Here is a 21321-nt window from a genome sequence, read left to right on the forward strand (position 1 = left end):
AGCCCGCCCCCTTGTGGATACCGCATGCCTTCGGTGATACCGCACCCACCGGCCAGCCGTCACCCCCTACGACACCACACGTTCAATCTCAGTAACTGGAGGGTGTCAGGCCGGACTGGAGGAAGGCCAGCAGTGGAGGCGGCATGATCACGCCGGGGAAGTCGAGTAGCTCCCACTGGCAACCAGGAACCTTCTCATCCAGATCGCGGAATGCCTGCCGCATCAGCAACAGGCCCACGGACGTCGACGCCCGATCCGCCGGGGAGCAGTAGCGATCACTCATCTCGGCCATCAGTACGATCCCCGACGCAAAGGTTCTGCTCATCAGCCATTCGAAGGCCGCGCCATCCAGTTCGTCGGCCTCCAGCTCCGCTTCGACCCGTGCGCACAGGTCGAGAGCCCATTCCCGGATCGCCCCGCTCGCCGCCCAGGCGTCTCGCAGATCGTCCAGGGCCGCTGCCTCCACGAGACGCAGCAGGGTGTCGCGAACAGGGCCGTCGGGGAGGGTGCTCATCCCGCCGTCGGGGAGGAACACCTCCTGGGCAAGATCCGGGACGTCCTCGACCGTGTACTCGGCCAGGGACGCCCACGGGTTGCCCCACCCCGCCGGCTGTATGGCCCGCAGCAGGTCACCGATTCCCTGCGGTGTGATGTCGGCACCCCCGCGCAACACCGTGGTCACCGCCGCAGCGGTGGCTTCCCCGTCGGACGGCCTCGAAGGTTCCGGGTTGCGGTCCAGCGCAGCCAGCTCCGGCGGCGGCCAGGCCACCCCCCGGTCGCGCATGCACCGGGCGATGCCCTCGTCGATCCGACGTGCCCGAGCGGGAACAAGCCGGAACCGCTGCCCGGAGGCGACCACCTCGTCGGCGACGCGCTCCGCCCATTCCTCCTCGTCCTCCCCTGCTTCTGGACCCTCCGCGCCGAGGCCGGCGCCCAGGCCCCGGACAGCCTTTCCGAAGGCCTCCCGTACGGTCTTCTCCGGCACCGGGTGTCCCTCGCTGAACAGGGCCAGTGCCAGATGAGAGGGTCGAGCGCCCCTCCGCGCCAGCCGGGCGAGCGCCACGACCAGGCCGAACGCCTCGTCATCCGGAACCGACGCGCTCCCGCGCCCCCGGCCCAGCCACCGCGCCGTGTTCCTGGGCAATAGCCCCGCCCGCCGCCACGACGCAAGCTGCTTCGCCGACACCACAAAGCCGTGCCGAAGCGCGTGGCTCATGAGCTGCTGATCAGCGGATCCCGGATCACCCGTAGAAGAAGACATGCCGCGAAGCTACCTACCTCCGCCAGAAGGGGGCGTGCCTTTTGGACATAGAGACCCCCCACCTTCACCAAGGTTGGGTGCACCGCGCCTGGTCTTCTTGGGGAACCGCCGGAGTACACCACCCGGCAACGAACCAGGAGAGACCATGCTCACTACACTGACCAGCCTGCTCCCGACGACCGGCCCCCTGCCCTGCGCGCTGATCACGGCCCTGTACATCTGGATCACCGTGTACGTCGTCATCGTCGGCGTCGCCCTGGTCCACCCCCGCCGCTCCCGCCGGGCGGAGGCCCGCAAGATCCTGGACTGCCACCTTTTCGCCCTTCGGACCCTGTGACCAAGGCGACGATGGGATGACGGCAAAGACCGCTCCGACACCACGGAGCGGTCGCTGACCAGACACGTCGATGACCGGCAGCCGCCGCGCCAGCCGTAGACGCCGGCTGCGATAGCGCCAAAGGCATCATGCCCACCTCGCAGATCCACGCGAGCGACCTTCTCCGACGCCCGTCCACGCAATCCTGGCGCTCGGCACGGCCGGTCGGAGCGGCGACCGTCCTACGGCCGAAGGGCATTACGAAATCGGCACGGATCGCCGCCTCGGCACCGTGATGGCTACCGGGGTGGTTTGCCGGGTCTTCGACGTGGGTGCCGATGGTCAACCAGACCCAGTCGGCGTGACACGACCGACATCGGACGTTGCGAGGCCACTTCGGCGACAACTCTCCGTGAAGGCTGACGGGCGCTCAGATTCCTCTGACATATCGTCAACTATTCAAGATCATCTTGCACGTGCGTTGCACAAGGTGCTGAAAAACAACAGTGATCAGTGGAGGGCTGTGAAGGTAGGTATCCGCAGGTCAGATGGCATATTGCGGTGTCGTGCCCCTTGCCCCCAAGGGACACGACACCCCGCCGATCAGATGTCGCGGAAGATCTCGATCTGCGCGCCGATCGAGTTCAGGCGCTCGGCGAGGTCTTCGTATCCGCGGTTGATGACGTACACGTTGCGCAGTACGGACGTGCCTTCGGCCGCCATCATGGCCAGCAGGACGACCACCGCGGGCCGCAGCGCCGGCGGGCACATCATCTCGGCGGCGCGCCACCGGGTCGGGCCCTCGACCAGCACGCGGTGCGGGTCCAGGAGCTGGAGGCGGCCGCCGAGGCGGTTGAGGTCCGTCAGGTAGATCGCGCGATTGTCGTACACCCAGTCGTGGATCAGGGTCTGGCCCTGGGCGACCGCCGCGATCGCCGCGAAGAACGGCACGTTGTCGATGTTCAGCCCGGGGAACGGCATCGGGTGGATCTTGTCGATCGGCGCCTCCAGCTTGGAGGGCCGTACGGTCAGGTCCACCAGCCGCGTACGCCCGTTGTCGGCCTCGTACTCGCCCGTGCGGTCGTGGTCGAGGCCCATCTCCTCCAGCACCGCGAGCTCGATCTCCAGGAACTCGATCGGGACCCGGCGGATCGTCAGTTCGGAACCCGTCACCACGGCGGCCGCGAGCAGGCTCATCGCCTCGACCGGGTCCTCGGAGGGCGAGTAGTCGACGTCCACGTCGATGTTCGGTACGCCGTGCACGGTCAGTGTGGTCGTGCCGACCCCGTCGACCCGTACGCCCAGGGCCTCCAGGAAGAAGCACAGGTCCTGGACCATGTAGTTGGACGAGGCGTTGCGGATGACGCTCACGCCGTCGTGGCGGGCGGCGGCGAGCAGCGCGTTCTCGGTCACCGTGTCGCCGCGCTCGGTCAGCACGATCGGGCGGCCGGGACCGGCCGAAGGCTCCACCACCGCGTGGTAGATGCCCTCGGTCGCGGTGATGTCCAGCCCGAAGCGGCGCAGCGCGATCATGTGCGGCTCGATGGTGCGGGTGCCGAGGTCGCAGCCGCCCGCGTACGGGAGTTTGAAGCGGTCCATGCGGTGCAGCAGCGGGCCGAGGAACATGATGATGCTCCGCGTCCGGCGCGCCGCCTCGGCGTCCATGGAGTCCATGTCCAGCTCGGCGGGCGGGACGATCTCCAGGTCCTTCCCGTCGTTGATCCAACGGGTGCGCACGCCGATCGAGTTGAGCACCTCCAGCAGGCGGTACACCTCCTCGATGCGCGCGACGCGCCTGAGCACGGTACGGCCCTTGTTGAGCAGCGAGGCGCAAAGCAGCGCCACGCATGCGTTCTTGCTCGTCTTCACGTCGATCGAGCCGGAGAGACGCCGTCCACCGACGACACGTAGATGCATCGGTCCCGCGTACCCCAACGAGACGATTTCACTGTCGAGAGCCTCACCGATGCGCGCGATCATCTCAAGACTGATGTTCTGGTTCCCGCGCTCGATGCGGTTCACGGCGCTCTGGCTGGTGCCCAGCGCCTCGGCGAGCTGACTCTGTGTCCAGCCCCGGTGCTGACGGGCGTCACGGATGAGCTTGCCGATGCGTACGAGGTAGTCGTCTGCCATAGCGGCAGGTTATCTCAGATATGAGATGACGCATTCCGGGAGGTGGGTGTGCAAGTGGTGGCCGAAGAGGCGGGGGCGGGCGAAATACTGCGGTTGAGGTGGAAGAGGTCGGCGGGGCCCAGGCGTGCTTTCAGTTCCCTCGGCCGCCGGTAGGCGTCCGGGGCGCGGCCGGTCCGGGTCTGCTCCTCGCCCGCCCGCTCCCCGTCGCCGTACAGGAACGGCAGCGAGCTGCCGGTGGTCCACGGCGCGAGCGCCTCCGGCACCCGCTCCTGCGTCCGGCGGGCCTGCCCGATGGCGTCCGGCCCGTCCGGCATCGTGACGACCCGCAGGATGTACCGCACGTCGCGGTTGCCGACCGCGCTCGCCACGGCCGGCTCGCGCGCGAGCGCGCCCCCCCAGGTGCCGCAGGTCCACGGCGGTCATCAAGGGCCGGTCGGGCCCCGTCAGTTCGCGTACGGCCCTGAGCGCGGCCGGGTCGAGTGCGCGGAGCATGGCGTTGGCGCCGGTGTACGCGTGCGGGAAGGGTGGGTCCTTGTGGATGGACTCCCTTCCGCCGTACGGGAGTTCCCTGACGCCGTCGACGATCCGCGGCCCGATCGCGCGCAGCGGCGCCACCAGCCGCTCGCCCTCCGCGGCGTCGCCGTCGAAGGCGGTCCGTACGTGCGTGGTACAGCGCCCGCGCGGTGCCACGGGAAGCCGCGGCGGATCGGGGTACACGATGAGCCCGACCGACGACGTCATCTCCTCCGGCGCGGCCGCGGTCCAGTCGGCGTACGTCCGCAGTACGTCCTCCACCGGCGCGCCGTCGAAGTGCAGTCCGCCCCGAGCACCCGCTCGACCGGCACCAGGTCCACCTCCAGGCCGGTCACCACCCCGAAAGTTGAGCCCCGCCCCGCGCAGCGCCCAGAACAGCTCGGGATCGCTCTGCGCGGTGACGTACCGCGACCCGCCGTCCGAGGTGACGATCTCCGCGCCCCGCACCCGGTCGGCGGCGTACCCGAACTGCCGGGCCGGCAGCCCGGTCCCGCCGCCCAGGGTGTAAAGCACGGCCCGACCCCGGCGGCCGACCCGCCGAGCGGCGCCAGCCCGTGGGGCGCGGTGGCCCCGACCACCTGCTTCCGGACCACGCCCGCCCCGAACCAGGCGGTCCGTGCCCGCGCGTCGATACGGACCTCCCGCATCCGGCGCGTACTGATCGGCATCCCGCCGTCCGCCGCCACCGAAAGCCCGTGCCCGGTGGCCTGCACGGCGACCGGCGGCCCGTGCGCCGCAGCGCATCCCACGGCGGCCCGGACGTCGGCGGCCCCCTCCGCGCCGACGACCAGGGCGGGCCGGTGCCGGCCGGCGGTCCGGAACCCGGCGAGTTCGTCGTCGTACCCCTCGTCGCCGGGCGGCAGTACGGGCCCGCGCACGGCCTCGCGCAGCGTCCTGAAGCCGGCGTCCGGGAAATTCTTCGTGGTCATGGGGGGTGCCTCCACATCTCGCGGTCCGGTGGAGACCCTTTTGCGCATACCTGACACCTGCCGTCAGGTTTTCCCGGCCGTCGGTCGTGCGGCGCGCCGGGTCGCTGACCACCGCGGCGCCGGGCGGCCTCCGGGCGGCCTCCGGGATCGGGCCGGGCACACCGGTCACCCCGGACGCCCTCAGCGGCGGAAGGGGGGCTTCGGTACGGGCCCGGCCGGGCCGGGCCGGTCGAGGGCGAGTCCGGCAGCTTCGGCGAGACGGCCGACCCCGTGGTGCCCGCCGGCCCCGTGGTGCTCGCCGAGCGCCTGGACGAGGACCGGACCTGTTCTGCGGCGCTACTGCTCGGGGGAGGGGCGCGAAAACAGCCGCTGCGGCGGTCGTCGGCCGAGCCAGCGGCCGTCACGCATGAGGCCGTGCCCCCGCAGCTCGTTCGCCCCACTCTCCAGCGGTGACACCTCGGGGCGCGGGCGCCGGCGACGCGGCCCCCCACGCGAACCCGTCCGCGTCTCCCGGCAGGAGCGCGATCGCGTCGATCTGCCGGGTGGCGGGGCCGGTGTCCTTCGGCAGGGGCCGGCTGGGACACCGTGAGCGCCAGGGTGAACCCACGGAAACCGGTTGTGGGTACCTCCGGAGGCCCGCAGGCGTATCTGCGGGTCCAGGCCGAAGGCGGTGGTGTGGAAGCGGTGGGCGGCCACGGGGTCGGCCACGTCGAGGGTGGCGGATGCGGTGGATGCCGTGAACGTCACGCCAGGTGCGGCTCGGCGACCGGCGCTTCTCGATTCCTGACCGGTCTTGTCACCTGTCTCGCCACCGCGGCGGTCACCCGTTTTCGCTGTGAGAGGTCAGGTCCGGACATGACCGGGCCACGGCCATGTACTAGAGTTATCTCGACATCGAGATATCTGCCGAAGGCGTACCGGAGCCGCCGACCGGTAAGGGTGACCTAACTAAGTCTTACCTTAGCGGATGGCCAGGGGGTCGTGGCGGCAGGATGCGGTAGAAACGCGCACATTGAAGAAGGAGACTGTCGTGTCGGCGAACAGCTTCGACGCCCGCAGCACGCTGCGCGTGGGCGACGAGTCGTACGAGATCTTCAAGCTGGACAAGGTCGAGGGCTCCGCGCGCCTCCCTTACAGCCTGAAGGTGCTGCTGGAGAACCTGCTCCGCACCGAGGACGGCGCGAACATCACCGCCGACCACATCCGGGCGATCGGCGGTTGGGACTCGCAGGCCCAGCCCAGCCAGGAGATCCAGTTCACGCCCGCCCGCGTGATCATGCAGGACTTCACCGGCGTGCCCTGTGTCGTCGACCTCGCCACCATGCGCGAGGCCGTCAAGGAGCTCGGCGGCGACCCGGCGAAGATCAACCCGCTGGCCCCGGCCGAGCTGGTCATCGATCACTCCGTCATCGCCGACAAGTTCGGTACGGCCAACGCCTTCCAGCAGAACGTCGAGCTGGAGTACGGTCGCAACAAGGAGCGCTACCAGTTCCTGCGCTGGGGCCAGACCGCCTTCGACGAGTTCAAGGTCGTCCCCCCGGGCACCGGCATCGTCCACCAGGTCAACATCGAGCACCTGGCCCGCACGGTCATGGTCCGTAACGGCCAGGCGTACCCCGACACCCTCGTCGGTACCGACTCGCACACCACCATGGTCAACGGCCTCGGCGTGCTGGGCTGGGGCGTCGGCGGCATCGAGGCCGAGGCCGCGATGCTCGGCCAGCCGGTCTCCATGCTCATCCCGCGCGTCGTCGGCTTCAAGCTGACCGGCGAGCTGCCGGCCGGCACCACCGCCACCGACCTCGTGCTGACCATCACCGAGATGCTCCGCAAGCACGGCGTCGTCGGCAAGTTCGTCGAGTTCTACGGCGAGGGCGTCGCCGCCACCTCGCTGGCGAACCGCGCCACCATCGGCAACATGTCGCCGGAGTTCGGCTCCACCGCCGCGATCTTCCCGATCGACGACGAGACGCTGAAGTACCTGCGCCTGACCGGCCGCGACGCGCAGCAGGTCGCGCTCGTCGAGGCGTACGCCAAGGAGCAGGGCCTCTGGCTCGACCCGGCAGCCGAGCCCGACTTCTCCGAGAAGCTGGAGCTCGACCTGTCGACGGTCGTTCCGTCGATCGCCGGCCCGAAGCGTCCGCAGGACCGTATCGTCCTCGCCAACGCCGCCGAGCAGTTCAAGATCGACGTACTCAACTACGTCGAGGCGGGCGTCACCGGCGGCGACGACCGCAAGGCGGGCGTGCCGCAGCAGGAGAAGCCGCACGGTGTCGCGTCCCCGGTCGACGAGGCGAGCTCCGAGTCCTTCCCGGCCTCCGACGCCCCGGCCTACGGCCACGACGACAACGGCGCCGGCGCCCCGCAGCACGACGACGCCACGGGCGACGCGGTCCCGTCGAACCCGGTCACGGTCACCGCCCCCGACGGTTCGACGTACGAGCTGGACCACGGCGCCGTGACGGTCGCGGCCATCACCTCCTGCACCAACACCTCGAACCCGTACGTCATGGTCGCCGCCGCGCTGGTGGCCAAGAAGGCGGTCGAGAAGGGCCTGACCCGCAAGCCGTGGGTCAAGACCACCCTCGCCCCGGGCTCGAAGGTCGTCACCGACTACTTCGACAAGGCGGGCCTGACCCCCTACCTCGACAAGGTCGGCTTCAACCTCGTCGGCTACGGCTGCACCACCTGCATCGGCAACTCGGGCCCGCTGCCCGAGGAGGTCTCCAAGGCCGTCAACGACAACGACCTGGCCGTCACGTCGGTCCTCTCGGGCAACCGCAACTTCGAGGGCCGCATCAACCCCGACGTCAAGATGAACTACCTGGCCTCCCCGCCGCTGGTCGTCGCGTACGCCATCGCGGGCTCCATGAAGGTGGACATCACCAAGGACGCCCTGGGCACCGACCAGGACGGCAAGCCGGTCCACCTCGCGGACATCTGGCCCACCGAGGCCGAGGTCAACGACGTCGTCGCCAACTCCATCGGCGAGGACATGTTCAACAAGTCCTACGCCGACGTCTTCGCGGGCGACGCGCAGTGGCAGGCGCTGGAGATCCCCACCGGCAACACCTTCGAGTGGGACAACGAGTCGACGTACGTGCGCAAGCCCCCGTACTTCGAGGGCATGACGATGGAGACGACCCCGGTCGCCGACATCTCCGGCGCGCGCGTCCTCGCCAAGCTGGGCGACTCGGTCACCACCGACCACATCTCCCCGGCCGGCGCCATCAAGGCCGACACCCCGGCCGGCAAGTACCTCACGGAGCACGGCGTCGAGCGCCGTGACTTCAACTCCTACGGCTCGCGCCGTGGCAACCACGAGGTCATGATCCGCGGCACGTTCGCCAACATCCGCCTGCGCAACCAGATCGCGCCGGGTACGGAAGGCGGCTTCACCCGCGACTTCACCCAGCCCGACGCGCCGGTGTCGTACATCTACGACGCCTCGCAGAACTACCAGGCCGCCGGCGTCCCGCTGGTCATCCTGGCGGGCAAGGAGTACGGCTCGGGCTCGTCCCGCGACTGGGCGGCCAAGGGCACCGCGCTGCTCGGCGTCAAGGCCGTCATCGCCGAGTCGTACGAGCGCATCCACCGCTCGAACCTGATCGGTATGGGTGTTCTGCCGCTCCAGTACCCGGAGGGCGCCTCGGCCGAGTCCCTCGGTCTGACGGGTGAGGAGACCTTCGAGATCACCGGCGTCACCGGCCTCAACGACGGCGGCATCCCGGACACCCTGAAGGTCAAGGCCGTCAAGGCCGGCGGCGAGACCGTCGAGTTCGACGCGAAGCTGCGCATCGACACGCCCGGCGAGGCCGACTACTACCGCAACGGCGGCATCCTGCAGTACGTGCTGCGGTCGCTGATCCGCAACTAGTCGTCACCGCCTGACGCAGAAGGGCCGCATCCCAGCGACGGGGTGCGGCCCTTCTGCGACTCCGGTGCGGTCAGAGCGCGCCGTTCCTCACGGCGGTGACGAAGGGCGCCCAGCCCGCGGCCCGGAACACGAGCGCGGGGCCCCCGGGTGCGGTCTTGCTGTCGCGGACGGGTATGACGCCGCCGTGGCAGTCGTCGGCAACCTCGACGCAGTTGCCCCCGTCGCCGTTGCTGTACGAGGACTTGCGCCACGTGGCTGTGCTCAGGTCAGGTGTGGTGATCATGTGTCGTGTAGTCCTTCGCCGCCGACTCGATCAGGGCCAGGGACGCCTCCGGCGACAGCGCGGCGGCCCTGGCCAGATCGTAGGCCGACCGGAACTGGGCGACCAGGGCGGGTTCTTCGACGAGCTGGCCGGTATACGCGCCTTCGGTGTAAACGACGGGCGGCTCGTCGGTGAAGTCCATCAGGGACACGCTCGTGTCGAGGAACGGATGCGGTCCGGCGCTGAAGGGCAGGACCTGGAGCACGACATGGGGCCGTGCGTGCGCCGCCTTGAGGAGGTGCATGAGCTGCCCGTGCATGACGGCGGGACCGCCGACCGGCACGCGCAGCGCCTCATGGGTGATCACCCAGAACACCGGCGCCGTGGGCGAGTCGAGCAGCTCGGCCCGTTCCATTCTGGTGCTGACGTGCCCCTCGATCACCGACTGCGCGGCGAACGGGTGGGCGCCACGGGTCAGGGCCCGTGCGTAGCCCTCCGTCTGCAACAGTCCCGGAACCAGCATCGACCCGTACTCGCTGATCGCCGTCGCCCGCTGCTGCAAGTCCGCCGCGTCGGCGAAGTACTTCGCGACCTTCGACTTGCGTGCGAGGCGGCACAGGCGCTGAAGGTGCTCACCACTGCCCAGCACACCGTCGAGCATCTTCGACAGGTCGAGTTGGGCCGCCGCGTCGCGCCCTCCAACTGGCCGATGTACGCGCCGGAGCAGAAGACCTGCTCTCCGAGCTGCTCCTGCGAGTGCCCACCGGCTTCACGCAGGCGGCGCAGTTCCGAGCCGTAGAACGACCTCGGGTCGGTGTACGGATCGAGGTCCTTGGGCTGAGGCATGGGCAACGCTCCTTCCGCGCACACCGAGCGCAGCCGTCCGCAGTGACACTACGCACACGAACGATTACAACGACCGCCACATGCGTGGCAGGGAGGACCGGCCGCCGGACCGGTCCTCCCCCCTCGCCTGGGTCACCCCAGCAGTTCCACCTCGGCCAGGGTCGCCGGTCCGTCCGGCACCAGCCGGTACTTCTCGTACCCGTGCGGGCGGGCGACGGTGAAGACGCGGGTCTGGTGGTCCCACGCGAAGGACTCTCCCGTACGCCTGTCGAGGTCTCTCCACGTCTCGCCGTCCCGCGAGCCCTGGAGCACCCAGCCCCGAGGGGCCTTGGCCCGCTCCGAGGAGGTGAGGGTGTACTGGAGGGCGCGGGTGTCCGGCTTCACCGGCAGGTCGAGGCTCTCGAACTGCGCGTCCGTGACCGACGAGTTGTCGAACAGCGGACCGGAGCCCGTGATCGCGTCCCCGCGCGGCGACGGCACCTTGTCGTCCTCGGTGATGGAGACGGGCGCGGCCTTCCTGCCCGTGCCCCACGACGACGGCTCGGGGCCCATGTCGAACTCCAGCGTCCCGCCGCGCGCGAGCACGCTGTGCGGCAGCGCGGTGGACTTCCAGGGCTTGCCGTCGACCTTCAGGCCCTGGACGTAGATGTTCTTCGCGCTGTTCTTCGGCGCCCTGACCACCAGGTCGCGGCCGTTCTCCAGGTGCACGGTCGTCTTGGTGAAGAGCGGCGAGCCGATCGCGTACTCGCCACTGCCCATGACCAGCGGATAGAAGCCGAGCGAGGAGAAGAGGTACCAGGCGGACTGCTCGCCGTTGTCCTCGTCGCCGTGGTAGCCCTGGCCGATCTCGCTGCCGGTGTAGAGGCGGGAGAGGACTTCGCGGACCTTCTCCTGTGTCTTCCAGGGCTGCGAGGCGGCGTTGTACATGTACGTCGCGTGGTGGGCCACCTGGTTGCTGTGCCCGTACATGCCCATCCGTACGTCGCGCGCCTCCGTCATCTCGTGGATGACACCGCCGTACGAGCCGGTGAACTCGGGGGCCGCCGTCTCCGGGGTGGAGAAGTAGCGGTCGAGCTTGTCGCCGAGGCCGGCGCGGCCGCCGTAGAGGTTGGCCAGGCCGCGCGAGTCCTGGGGCGCGGTGAAGGCGTAGCCCCAGCCGTTGGTCTCGGTGTAGTCGTAACCCCAGATGCGCGGGTCGTACTTCTCGGACGGGACCCGCCAGTCGCCCTTGAGGTCGCGGCCCTGGAAGAAGCCGGCCCTGTCGTCGAAGAGCTTGACGTAGTTGCGGGCGCGGTTGAGGAAGTACGCCGACTCCTCCTTGTAGCGCGCCTTCTTCGTCTTCTTGTGCAGCGCCTCGCCCATCTTCGCGAGGCCGTAGTCGTTGAGATAGCCCTCAAGGGACCAGGAGAGCCCTTCGTGGGTCTCGGTGGAGGCGTACCCCAGGAAGGGCGAGGTCTTCATGCCCTTGCGGCCCACACCGGAGAAGGGCGGCACGACGGTGGCGTTCTTGAGCGCCGCCTCGTACGCCGCCTCCGCGTCGAAGTCCACGCCCTTGACGTACGCGTCGGCGAACGCCACGTCGGAGCTGGTGCCGGTCATGAGGTCGGCGTATCCGGGCGACGACCAGCGCGAAATCCAGCCGCCGTCCTTGTACTGCTGGACGAAGCCCTCGACGAGCCTGCCGGCCTTCTGCGGGGTGAGGAAGGAGTACGCCGGCCAGGTCGTCCGGTAGGTGTCCCAGAAGCCGTTGTTGACGTACACCTCACCGTCGACGATCTTCGCGCCGGTGTGGGTGGGCGTGTCGGGCCCGGTCTGCTTCGAGAAGGGGCTCGCGTACTGCTGCCTGGGGCGGGCCCGGGTGCCGGTGTTCTCGAAACCGGAGTTCGGATAGAGGTACAGCCGGTAGAGGCTGGAGTAGAGGGTCGTCAGTTGGTCGCGGCTCGCGCCCTCGACCTCGACGCGGCCGAGGATGTCGTCCCAGGCTTTCCGCGCCCGGTCCTTGACGCGCTCGAAGCGGGTGCCCGCCGGGATCTCGTCGGCGAGGTTCTTCTTCGCCTGGTCCACACTGATGAGCGAAGTCGCCAGCCGCAGCGCCACCCGGCGGTCGGCGCCCGGCTCGAAGCGCAGGTAGCCGGTGACGTCATCGCCCCCGCCGCCGCCGAGCTTGCCGCTCCCGGTGACCGGGGCGTCGAAGACGCCGTACACGAAGAGCCTGGTGGCGCCGGTGGACAGGCCGCTCTTGACGTCCGAGAAGCCGGTGAAGGAGCGGGTCGCCGGGTCGAGGCTGAGGCCGCCGTCGTTCGACACGTTGTCGAAGACGACGCTCGCGTCGTCACCGGGATAGGTGAACCGCATCATCGCCGCGTGGTCGGTCGGGGTCATCTCGGCCTTGAGGCCGTTCTCGAAGGTGACCTCGTACTCGTGCGGCTTGGCCGTCTCCTTCTCATGGCGGAAGGGCAGGGCCCGCGCCTTGCGGTCGGCGTCCGGGGTGCCCGCCGCGACGGACGGCATCAGCTGGAACGTCTGCCGGTCGCCCATCCACGGGCTCGGCTCGTGGCTCGCGCTGAACGCCTGGAGGGTGGGGAGGTTGTCGCTGTTGTTGCCCCGGGCGTAGTCGTAGAGCCAGCTCGTGGAGGCGGCGTTGGTCACCGGCGTCCAGAAGTTGAACCCGTGCGGGACGGCGGTGGCGGGAATGTTGTTGCCGCGCGAGAAGGCGCCGCTGGAGTTGGTGCCGCGGGTGGTCGACACGTAGTCGGAGAGATGGGCGAAACGCTTCTCCGGCGCCTTGGGGGCGAGGGTGACGTCGTCGACCCAGCCGCTGAACTTCGCCGGCCCCTTCGGGGAGTCGTACGCCACCAGCACCCGGTCGACCGTCTTGCCGGCCGCGACCGCGCCGATCCGCGAGGTCTTGTGGTTCCACTGGTTGACGTACAGCGTCTTGGAGGCGCCCTGGCCCTGCGGGGACACGACCGCGCCGTGCTGGTCGACGGCGCGCAGGTCGCTCAGATAGGTGCCGTCCGTGAAGGCCAGGTCCACCGACACGTTCGTGGCCGGGTAGTCGAGGTCGGTCTCGGGGAGGGAGGGGAAGACCCGGTAGGACAGCTCGGTGTCCCGCGTGACGCGCGTGTCGACGTCGAAGACCTTGTTGTACGCGTATGCCCGGCCCTGCGGCTTGTGCGTGCCGGCGTACCGCAGCGCCCGCTTTCCCGTGAACCCCGCGCCCGCCTTGGCGGTGGGGGAGCCCGAGGGCCCGCGGTCGACCTGGCTGCGCATGTCGTCCGGGGCGGGCGTGGAGGTGTCACCGTTCGAGAACTGAACGTCCGCGAGCTGGGTGGCGTCCGAGGCGCCGTTGTTGCGGGTGATGTCGAGGCGGTAGTGCGCGTACGCCGTCGTGTTCTCGAAGCCGTAGCTCTTCGTCTCGAAGCGCTTCGCGAAGGTCTGTCCCTCGCGGGTGTCCAGGACCTTCCACTCCTTGCCGTCGGCGGACCCCTTGAGCGTCCAGTCCTTCGGGTCGCGCTCCGCGTGATCGTTGGCCGAAGTGAGGGCGTATGCCACGAGCTTGGCCGGTTCATCCAGATCGAACTCGATCCAGGCGGTCGGCTCGAAGGCCAGCCACTTGGTGGCGGACTGGACGTCGACGAGGTTCTCCTTGACCTCTCCGCCGCCGGTGTTCTCGCCACTGGCGCGCAGCTCGACGACGCGGTCGGTCACATTGCCCGGAATCCCGGCACTGTATCCGCCGTCGACCCCCGAGGAGCGCTTCTCGCCGCCGGGTCCGGTTTCTACGGTGTTGCGCCAGTCCGGCTGGGGCTCGTCGGCCTCGAAGGAGGAACGGAACACGCGCTCCGGCTCCGGGGGCCGGGCGGGCCGGGCGACGGCCGCGGAAGGGGCCGTGGCCACCAGCAGCAGGGCGATCGCTGTGACGGCGGCCGCCGCATGGTGTGGTGCGTACCGAGGTGTGTACTGCATCCCGGACTTTTCCTCCCCTTGGACAACGTTGTCATGGGCAGTGCATGAGACCCAGTAGGGAGCCAAGTCGCCGATGGTGTCAAGGGTGTTGCAAGTGAAGGGGGAGGTGAAGGAGGTGCGTCGCGTCCGCGGAGCCACGCGGGCGACTGCGTGCGCGTTCCACATATCCGTGAGGTCTCAACTAGGGAAAGACTGCCGCCCAACCTTGCTTTCGATCTTGCCCAGTTGACGTGAAGTGGACTATACCTGTCGGCGTCTGCAACGCCGTTTCACGGCCGCGGACCAGGGGGGCGGGGACCGGTGGGGGAAACTGCTGCGGCGGTTGCCGAACGCTATGTCCGTACCTTCTGCAACTCAGCACGACCCAGCGTCATTTGACTGCGGTGGCGGGGCCCTTCGCCTAGGCGAAATAAGTACGGGCGACCGGTACACCGCCTGAGTCCTGGAGAAGGCGAGGACTTGAGCATGGGATCCACCTCCGCCCACAACAATGAGGGCCTTGGCCGTCGCGATCTGATCAAGCGGTCTGCCGCACTCGGTCTGGTCACCGTTCCGACGATGAGCTTCCTGTCCGCCTGCGCGAGCGGCGACAGCGGCAGCGACGAGAAGGTCGAAAAGGGCAAGAAGACCGGGAAGAACCCGCTGGGTGTCAATGAGAGCGCGCCGCTCGAAATCGTCATTTTCGACGGTGGATTCGGAACGAAGTACGCCGAGGACGCCAAGGCCGTCTATGAGAAGACCTATCCCAAGGCGACGGTCAAGTTCTCCAAGACGCAGAAGATCCAGTCGGTTCTCCAGCCCCGCTTCAACGGCGGCACCCCGCCGGACCTGATCGACAACTCGGGCGCCCAGCAGATGGACATGGGCGTCCTGGTCGGCAAGAAGCAGCTCACCGACCTCACCCCGCTGCTGGACGCCGCTTCCGTCGACGACCCGGACAAGAAGGTCCGCGACACGCTGCGGCCCGGCATCGTCGAGATGGGCCAGTTCGACGGCGACCCGGTCTGGATCATGTACTACGCGTACACCGTCTACGGCGTCTGGTACTCGCAGACCGCGCTGGAGAAGCTGGACTCGACGTACCCGGAGAACTGGGACGACATGCTCGCCCTCTGCGCCAAGGCGAAGAAGAAGGGCATCGCGGGCTGGACGTACCCGGGCAAGCACCCGTACTACGTGCCGTTCTCGCTGTACCCCTTCATCGCCAAGATCGGTGGCGCCGGGGTGCTCGACGCGATCGACAACCTGGAGCCGAAGGCCTGGGAGCACCCCGCGGTCAAGGCGGCCTTCGAGGCGTACTACGAGCTCTTCAAGAAGGGTTACATCCTCAAGGGCACCCCCGGCCTCGACCACCGCGGTTCGCAGGGCGCCTGGGCCCGCGGCAAGGCGCTGTTCATCCCGAACGGCTCCTGGGTGGAGAACGAGGAAGCGGCGATCATCCCCAAGGACTTCAAGCTGTCCGTGGGCGCGCCGTCCGGCCTCGACTCCTCGGACAAGCTGCCCTTCGGCACCATCTGGGCCTCCGGCGGTGAGCCCTTCATCGTCCCGGCCAACGCGAAGAACCCCGAGGGCGGCATGGAGCAGCTGCGCATCATGCTCAGCGAGGCATCCTCGAAGTCCTTCACGACCAGCACGAAGTCGCTGTCCGCCTTCAACGGCGGTACGGACGGCATCGAGCTGTCGGACGGCCTCAAGTCGGGCGTCGCCGCGCTGGACAAGGCCGGCGAGAACGTGGTCAACCCGCGTCTCCAGGACTGGTACGTGAAGCTGCAGAAGGAGCAGATCGGCGTCGCCGGAATCGGCGAGATGATGGCGGGCCGCGCGACTCCGGCCGAGACCATCAAGAAGATCCAGGGCTTCGCCGACAAGGCCGCCAAGGACCAGTCCATCAAGCACTTCAAGCACCAGTGACAACGCGTCACCAGCAGCGGCATCGCAGGAAGGTCGGAGTCGGCAACGATGCAACACGGTAAGTACCGGTTCATAGCCGGGTTCCTGGCGGTTCCCATGACGTTGTACGTCGTCTTCGTCATCTGGCCGTTCATCCAGTCCGTCTACTACTCGTTCACGGACTGGACCGGCCTGAGCCCGGACTTCGAAATGGTCGGCTTCGACAACTACAGCAAGATGCTCGACGACGACATCTTCTGGAAATCCCTGCAGCACAGCGTCCTGCTCGCGATCGTGCTGCCGCTGGTGACGCTGGGCCTCGCGCTCTTCTTCGCCTTCATGCTCAATGTCGGCGGGCGGCGCCGCAAGGGCGCCGCCATCGCGGGCGTCCGCGGTTCGGCGTTCTACAAAATCGCCTATTTCTTCCCGCAGGTGCTCTCGATCGCGATCGTGGCCATCCTGTTCCAGTTCGCCTTCGACCCGGCCCAGGGCATGATCAACGAGTCGCTCAAGGGGCTCGGCTTCCAGGACGTCCCGGACTGGCTGGGCGATCCGCAACTGGCCCTGTGGTGCATCATGGCGGTCCTCGTCTGGTGCACGACCGGCTTCTTCGTGGTGCTGTTCTCCGCCGGCATGGCCTCCATCCCGAAGGACTTCTACGAGGCGGCGCTGCTGGACGGCGCCAGCCGGATCACGACCTTCTTCAGGATCACGCTGCCGCTGCTCTGGGACACGGTGCAGTCCGGCTGGGTCTACATGGGCATCCTGGCGCTGGGCGCCGAAGGCTTCGCCATCGTGCACATCATGAGCGTCGGCCCCGGCGGGCCCGACTACTCGACGACCGTCCTGCCGCTGTACGTCTACCAGACGGCGTTCCGCGACGGACAGGCGGGCTACGCGACCACGATCGGTGTCGCCCTGCTCCTCGTGACGCTGGCCTTCGCGGCCGTCGTGATGCGGCTGGGCCGGCGCGAGCGGCTGGAGTTCTGATGAAGACCACTGACACCCCTCCCACCGGCCTCGACGACGCGAGCGTGCCGGAGCGGCGCACCACCGGCCGGCCCGCCGGCGCGGCCCCGGCGAAGAGCGGCGAGGGCAAGGTCCTCAACGCCTTCTCGCACGGGATGCTGGTCCTCTGGGCCTTCATGGTCATCCTGCCCCTGCTGTGGGCCGTGATGTCCTCCTTCAAGAGCGACGCGGACATCTTCAACACTCCGTGGTCGCTCCCCGACTCCCTGGACTTCGACAGCTGGGGGAGGGCCTGGACCCAGGCGCACATGAGTGAGTACTTCCTCAACACCGTCGTGGTGGTGGGAGGGTCGCTCGTCGGCACCCTGGTGCTCGGTTCGATGGCCGCCTATGTGCTCGCGCGCTTCGAGTTCCCCGGCAACCGCTTCATCTACTTCCTGTTCGTCGGCGGCATGAGCTTCCCGGTCATGCTGGCGCTGGTGCCGCTGTTCTACGTCCTGGACAACATGGGGCTGCTGAACACGATGCACGGCCTGATCCTGGTCTACATCGCGTACTCGCTGCCGTTCACCGTGTTCTTCCTGACCTCGTTCTTCCGTACGCTGCCGACGTCCATCGCGGAAGCGGCGATCATCGACGGGGCCTCGCACACCCGGACGTTCTTCCAGGTCATGCTGCCGATGGCCAGGCCGGGCCTGATCAGTGTCGGCATCTTCAACTTCCTGGGGCAGTGGAACCAGTACATGCTGCCGACGGTGCTCAACACCGACCCGGACAAGCGCGTGCTCGCCCAGGGCCTGGTCGAGCTCTCCACCAGCCAGGGGTACAAGGGCGACTACTCCGGCCTCTTCGCCGGTCTGGTGATCGCGATGCTGCCGGTCCTGGCGGCGTACATCATCTTCCAGCGCCAGGTCGTCTCGGGCCTGACCGCGGGAGCGCTCAAGTAATACGGGCCGGTCCGGTTCTCCCGGCACGGCGAATGCCCCGGCAGGTTTCTGCCGGGGCATTCGTTTTCGGCGGATACCTCAGCTGCTCAGCCGCAATTTCCGTAGCTGTCCCGGCCGGCGGAACTGCCTGAAATCGAACCGCTGGAATTGACGCACTTCCCGGCGGCGTTCCTGGAGACCGCGGCGAAGTGCGAGCAGGTGCCCGAGTCCGTGTAGCTGCCGACGCCCTGGACGCCGAGCCGGGCCGACATGGACTGGCTGATGCCGTGCCCGGCCGTCGTCGGGGTGACCACGCAGTTCTCGCCGTACGTCCCGCTCCACAGCAGGTAGACCGTGCCGTTCTCGGCACCCGCCGGGTTGAGGATGGTCCTCGAGTCCAGGGTGGACATGGTCCCCGACGGCCATGCGCAGCCCGCACGGGCCGCCTCGGTCAGCGTGTGCGCCGCAGCCGGTGTCGCGGTCCCGCGACGAGTGCGGCGGAGAGCGGAACGGTGGATGCGGCCACCGTGCAGAGCTTTTTCAGATCGAGCCCGAATGCCAGGTCTTCACGTCAGTCCCCTTGTCCATTCATGCGGTTACTGGAATGACACGGGGCACTTCGGTGCGTTACCGATCCTGTGGATCGGACCACTCGGCGGCAGGGGAGCAGAGGAATTCGCCCACCCGGTCCGCCACTCCGTTCCGCCCCTCAGCTCCGACGACCCGGTCCCGCGGCCCCGTCCCGCCCCGGCGGCGCGCGGCACGGCGGCCGGCCGAGCCCCGTGGCCCTCAGGTCTTGACGGGGGGCAACCCGAAAGGCTCATCTTAGAGTTCACATGTTGGAGAAAGAGGAGAGTCAATGGAGACTCCGGGGTCGCAGACGTCACTGCACCGGGCCAATCTGGAACGGGTCGTACGCGCCGTGCGCATGGCGGGTTCGCTCACCCAGGCAGAGATCGCCAGGAGCACAGGGCTCTCCGCAGCCACGGTGTCCAATATCGTCCGCGAGCTGAAGGACGGCGGGACCGTCGAGGTCACCCCGACCTCCGCGGGCGGCCGCCGGGCGCGCAGCGTCTCGCTCAGCGGCGACGCCGGCATCGTCATCGGCGTCGATTTCGGCCATACGCACCTGCGCGTCGCCGTCGGCAACCTCGCCCACCAGGTGCTCGCCGAGGAAGCCGAGCCGCTGGACGTCGACGGTTCGGCCGCCGAGGGCTTCGACCGGGCGGAACAGCTGGTCAAGCGGCTGATCGCGGCGAGCGGTCTCAGCCAGGACAAGGTGATCGGCGTCGGCCTGGGCGTACCGGGCCCGATCGACGTGGAGTCCGGCACGCTCGGCTCGACGTCCATCCTGCCGGGCTGGAAGGGCATCAACCCGAGCAAGGAGCTGGCCGGGCGCCTCGGCGTGCCCGTGTACGTCGACAACGACGCCAACCTCGGCGCGCTCGGCGAGCTGGTCTGGGGGAGCGGGCGCGGGGTCAAGGACCTGGCGTACATCAAGGTCGCGAGCGGTGTCGGCGCCGGTCTGGTGATCAGTGGCCAGATCTACCGGGGGCCCGGCGGCACGGCCGGCGAGATCGGGCACATCACGCTCGACGAGTCGGGCCCGGTCTGCCGCTGCGGCAACCGCGGCTGCCTGGAGACCTTCACGGCCGCCCGGTACGTCCTGCCGCTGCTGCAGTCCAGCCACGGCGCCGACCTGACCATGGAGCGCGTGGTCCGGCTCGCGCGCGAGGGCGATCCGGGCTGCCGCCGGGTGATCGGGGACGTCGGCCGCCACATCGGCAGCGGGGTCGCCAACCTCTGCAACCTGCTCAATCCCAGCCGGGTGGTCCTGGGCGGGGACCTCGCGGAAGCCGGTGAGCTGGTGCTCGGGCCGATCCGCGACTCGGTCTCGCGGTACGCGATCCCGAGTGCGGCCAGGCAGCTCTCGGTGCTTCCGGGGGCGCTCGGCGGACGGTCCGAGGTCCTGGGCGCGCTCGCGCTCGTACTCAATGAAATGGGCGATTCGTCCCTTCTGGACAGCGCCCTGCCTGCGAGTGCCCCTGCCTTCACTTAGATAACGAATGGCACCGTTGTCATCTCGTTAAGGATTTACTCCTTGACGCTGTCATCGGGGCGGAGTTGACTTCCAGCCACCTCGGCCGCAACGACGCGGCCTCGTCAGGGAGGTTTCTGAAGTGAACACACAGATGCGTCGTGCCGCCGTGGCCGTGGCCGCCACCGCGATGGCTGTTTCCCTCGCCGCCTGTGGCAGCGCCAAGGAGTCCGGGAACGCCTCGGGGGGAGCCAAGGAGCCGGAGGGCAAGAAGACCGACGCCCTCAAGATAGGTCTGCTGCTTCCGGAGAATCAGACCGCTCGTTACGAGAAGTTCGACAAGCCGCTGATCGAGAAGAAGGTCAGCGAGCTGACCGGTGGCAAGGGCGAGGTCGTCTACGCCAACGCCAAGCAGGACGCCACCGTCCAGACGCAGCAGATCGACACGATGATCACCAACAAGGTCGACGTGCTGATCCTGGACGCGGTGGACGCCAAGGCGGTCGCCAACGGCGTGAAGAAGGCCAAGGACCAGGGCATCCCGGTCGTCGCCTTCGACCGCCTCGCCGAGGGCCCGATCGACGCGTACACCTCCTTCGACAACGAAGAGGTCGGCCACGTCCAGGGCAAGGCCCTGATCGAGGCGCTGGGCGACAAGGCCGAGGACGCCCAGATCGTCATGATGAACGGTGCCATCACCGACCCGAACGCCAAGCTCTTCAAGAAGGGCGCGCTGGCCGAGCTCGAGGGCAAGGTCAAGATCGGCAAGTCGTACGACACCAAGGAGTGGAAGCCGGAGAACGCCAACGCCAACATGGAAGGCGCGCTCTCCGCCCTCGGCAAGGACAAGATCGATGGCGTCTACTCCGCCAACGACGGCATGGCGGGCGGCATCATCACCGCCCTCAAGGGCGCCGGCCTCGCCAAGCTCCCGCCGGTCACCGGCCAGGACGCCGAACTCGCCGGTGTGCAGCGCATCGTCGCCGGTGAGCAGTTCATGAGCGTCTACAAGCCGTACGCCCCGGAGGCGGCCGCCGCCGCCGAGATGGCCGTCGCGCTCGCCAAGGGCGAGAAGCTCGACTCCATCGCCAAGGACACCGTGGCCAACGCCACCGCCAAGGACGTCCCGACCGTGCTCGTGCCGGTCGTCTCGCTGACCAAGGACAACATCAAGGACACCGTCCTCAAGGACGGCGTCTACACGGTCGCCGAGATCTGCACCCCCAAGTACAAGGCCGCCTGCGACAAGCTCGGGCTGAAGTAAGTCCCCGCTCCCACGGGATTTCCCCGCGGCTGAAGCCTGTCCGGTGCCCCGCCCTCCACAGCCCCGCAGCTCGGGCCGGGCACCGGACGGAACACCCCGCACCCCCC

At 68.5% G+C, this 21321-nt stretch carries 15 protein-coding genes and 1 pseudogene; 7 read left to right on the top strand and 9 right to left on the bottom strand.

Features of this window, described 5'->3' with window-relative positions:
* Nucleotides 1-88: 88 nt before the first annotated feature.
* A complete protein-coding gene (locus tag ACWDZ4_RS14245; RefSeq protein ID WP_451508676.1) occupies nt 89-1216 on the bottom strand; it encodes a hypothetical protein in 1128 nt (375 codons plus the stop codon).
* 190 nt (nt 1217-1406) lie between these two features.
* On the opposite strand from ACWDZ4_RS14245, the gene ACWDZ4_RS14250 reads away from it, so the two are divergent.
* Nucleotides 1407-1598, top strand: coding sequence for a hypothetical protein (locus ACWDZ4_RS14250; protein WP_451508677.1), 192 nt, complete (start codon nt 1407-1409; stop codon nt 1596-1598).
* Nucleotides 1599-2180: 582 nt separating this feature from the next.
* Here ACWDZ4_RS14250 and ACWDZ4_RS14255 read toward each other — a convergent pair.
* The 3 genes from ACWDZ4_RS14255 to ACWDZ4_RS14265 form a co-directional block, all read right to left on the bottom strand.
* A complete protein-coding gene (locus ACWDZ4_RS14255; protein WP_451508678.1) occupies nt 2181-3710 on the bottom strand; it encodes a helix-turn-helix domain-containing protein in 1530 nt (509 codons plus the stop codon).
* A 14-nt stretch (nt 3711-3724) separates the two neighbouring features.
* The gene (locus tag ACWDZ4_RS14260; RefSeq protein ID WP_451508679.1) at nt 3725-4078 is read right to left on the bottom strand and encodes a hypothetical protein; all 354 of its coding nucleotides are present in this window, start codon (nt 4076-4078) and stop codon (nt 3725-3727) included.
* Nucleotides 4079-4447: 369 nt separating this feature from the next.
* Nucleotides 4448-5173: an FAD-binding oxidoreductase gene (locus ACWDZ4_RS14265; RefSeq protein WP_451508680.1), complete on the bottom strand. Its 726-nt coding sequence runs from the start codon at nt 5171-5173 to the stop codon at nt 4448-4450.
* A gap of 1030 nt (nt 5174-6203) precedes the next feature.
* On the opposite strand from ACWDZ4_RS14265, the gene ACWDZ4_RS14270 reads away from it, so the two are divergent.
* Nucleotides 6204-9050, top strand: a complete 2847-nt coding sequence (locus ACWDZ4_RS14270) for an aconitate hydratase (RefSeq protein WP_451508681.1) — start codon at nt 6204-6206, stop codon at nt 9048-9050.
* Between the two features lie 70 nt (nt 9051-9120).
* On the opposite strand, the gene ACWDZ4_RS14275 is transcribed toward ACWDZ4_RS14270, so the two are convergent.
* The 4 genes and pseudogenes from ACWDZ4_RS14275 to ACWDZ4_RS14290 all read right to left on the bottom strand — a co-directional run bounded on the left by ACWDZ4_RS14275 (nt 9121) and on the right by ACWDZ4_RS14290 (nt 14127).
* A complete protein-coding gene (locus ACWDZ4_RS14275; protein ID WP_451508682.1) occupies nt 9121-9333 on the bottom strand; it encodes a DUF397 domain-containing protein in 213 nt (70 codons plus the stop codon).
* The gene (locus ACWDZ4_RS14280; RefSeq protein ID WP_451508683.1) at nt 9317-9973 is read right to left on the bottom strand and encodes a DUF5753 domain-containing protein; all 657 of its coding nucleotides are present in this window, start codon (nt 9971-9973) and stop codon (nt 9317-9319) included. The genes ACWDZ4_RS14275 and ACWDZ4_RS14280 overlap by 17 nt, the downstream gene beginning before the upstream one ends.
* Nucleotides 9974-10044: 71 nt before the next feature.
* Nucleotides 10045-10158 (bottom strand): annotated as a pseudogene (locus ACWDZ4_RS14285) (helix-turn-helix domain-containing protein); the annotation flags it as partial.
* Nucleotides 10159-10290: 132 nt separating this feature from the next.
* A complete protein-coding gene (locus tag ACWDZ4_RS14290; RefSeq protein ID WP_451508684.1) occupies nt 10291-14127 on the bottom strand; it encodes a GH92 family glycosyl hydrolase in 3837 nt (1278 codons plus the stop codon).
* A gap of 465 nt (nt 14128-14592) precedes the next feature.
* Here ACWDZ4_RS14290 and ngcE point away from each other — a divergent pair, with 465 nt between their 5' ends.
* Genes ngcE through ACWDZ4_RS14305 form a run of 3 tightly spaced genes read left to right on the top strand, consistent with a single transcriptional unit; the run spans nt 14593 to nt 17933 of the window.
* Entirely contained in the window at nt 14593-16038 is a 1446-nt protein-coding gene (gene ngcE, locus ACWDZ4_RS14295; protein ID WP_451508685.1) for an N-acetylglucosamine/diacetylchitobiose ABC transporter substrate-binding protein, read from the top strand.
* A 48-nt stretch (nt 16039-16086) separates the two neighbouring features.
* The gene (locus tag ACWDZ4_RS14300; RefSeq protein WP_451508686.1) at nt 16087-17007 is read left to right on the top strand and encodes a carbohydrate ABC transporter permease; all 921 of its coding nucleotides are present in this window, start codon (nt 16087-16089) and stop codon (nt 17005-17007) included.
* Nucleotides 17007-17933 carry a carbohydrate ABC transporter permease gene (locus tag ACWDZ4_RS14305; protein WP_451508687.1) on the top strand — a complete coding sequence of 309 codons (927 nt, stop codon included), beginning with the start codon at nt 17007-17009 and terminating at the stop codon, nt 17931-17933. The genes ACWDZ4_RS14300 and ACWDZ4_RS14305 overlap by 1 nt, the downstream gene beginning before the upstream one ends.
* Nucleotides 17934-18019: 86 nt before the next feature.
* Here ACWDZ4_RS14305 and ACWDZ4_RS14310 read toward each other — a convergent pair whose 3' ends face one another.
* On the bottom strand, nt 18020-18322 hold the full coding sequence (locus ACWDZ4_RS14310) for a hypothetical protein (protein WP_451508688.1): 303 nt from the start codon (nt 18320-18322) through the stop codon (nt 18020-18022).
* A gap of 449 nt (nt 18323-18771) precedes the next feature.
* Here ACWDZ4_RS14310 and ACWDZ4_RS14315 point away from each other — a divergent pair, with 449 nt between their 5' ends.
* Nucleotides 18772-19971 (top strand): ROK family transcriptional regulator, encoded by a 1200-nt coding sequence (locus ACWDZ4_RS14315; RefSeq protein WP_451508689.1) that lies wholly within the window; start codon nt 18772-18774, stop codon nt 19969-19971.
* A 121-nt stretch (nt 19972-20092) separates the two neighbouring features.
* Nucleotides 20093-21214 (top strand): sugar ABC transporter substrate-binding protein, encoded by a 1122-nt coding sequence (locus tag ACWDZ4_RS14320; protein ID WP_451508690.1) that lies wholly within the window; start codon nt 20093-20095, stop codon nt 21212-21214.
* The last annotated feature ends 107 nt before the right edge of the window (nt 21215-21321 follow it).

This window comes from Streptomyces sp. NPDC003016 (genome assembly GCF_053591455.1).

Bases quoted from the DNA above. Each gene is read 5' to 3' on its own strand.
- ACWDZ4_RS14245 (WP_451508676.1), bottom strand. From the start codon at position 1,216: ATGAGCCACGCGCTTCGGCACGGCTTTGTGGTGTCGGCGAAGCAGCTT.
- ACWDZ4_RS14250 (WP_451508677.1), top strand. From the start codon at position 1,407: ATGCTCACTACACTGACCAGCCTGCTCCCGACGACCGGCCCCCTGCCC.
- ACWDZ4_RS14255 (WP_451508678.1), bottom strand. From the start codon at position 3,710: ATGGCAGACGACTACCTCGTACGCATCGGCAAGCTCATCCGTGACGCC.
- ACWDZ4_RS14265 (WP_451508680.1), bottom strand. From the start codon at position 5,173: ATGACCACGAAGAATTTCCCGGACGCCGGCTTCAGGACGCTGCGCGAG.
- ACWDZ4_RS14275 (WP_451508682.1), bottom strand. From the start codon at position 9,333: ATGATCACCACACCTGACCTGAGCACAGCCACGTGGCGCAAGTCCTCG.
- ACWDZ4_RS14280 (WP_451508683.1), bottom strand. From the start codon at position 9,973: ATGCTCGACGGTGTGCTGGGCAGTGGTGAGCACCTTCAGCGCCTGTGC.
- ACWDZ4_RS14290 (WP_451508684.1), bottom strand. From the start codon at position 14,127: ATGCAGTACACACCTCGGTACGCACCACACCATGCGGCGGCCGCCGTC.
- ngcE (WP_451508685.1), top strand. From the start codon at position 14,593: ATGGGATCCACCTCCGCCCACAACAATGAGGGCCTTGGCCGTCGCGAT.
- ACWDZ4_RS14300 (WP_451508686.1), top strand. From the start codon at position 16,087: ATGCAACACGGTAAGTACCGGTTCATAGCCGGGTTCCTGGCGGTTCCC.
- ACWDZ4_RS14305 (WP_451508687.1), top strand. From the start codon at position 17,007: ATGAAGACCACTGACACCCCTCCCACCGGCCTCGACGACGCGAGCGTG.
- ACWDZ4_RS14310 (WP_451508688.1), bottom strand. From the start codon at position 18,322: ATGTCCACCCTGGACTCGAGGACCATCCTCAACCCGGCGGGTGCCGAG.
- ACWDZ4_RS14315 (WP_451508689.1), top strand. From the start codon at position 18,772: ATGGAGACTCCGGGGTCGCAGACGTCACTGCACCGGGCCAATCTGGAA.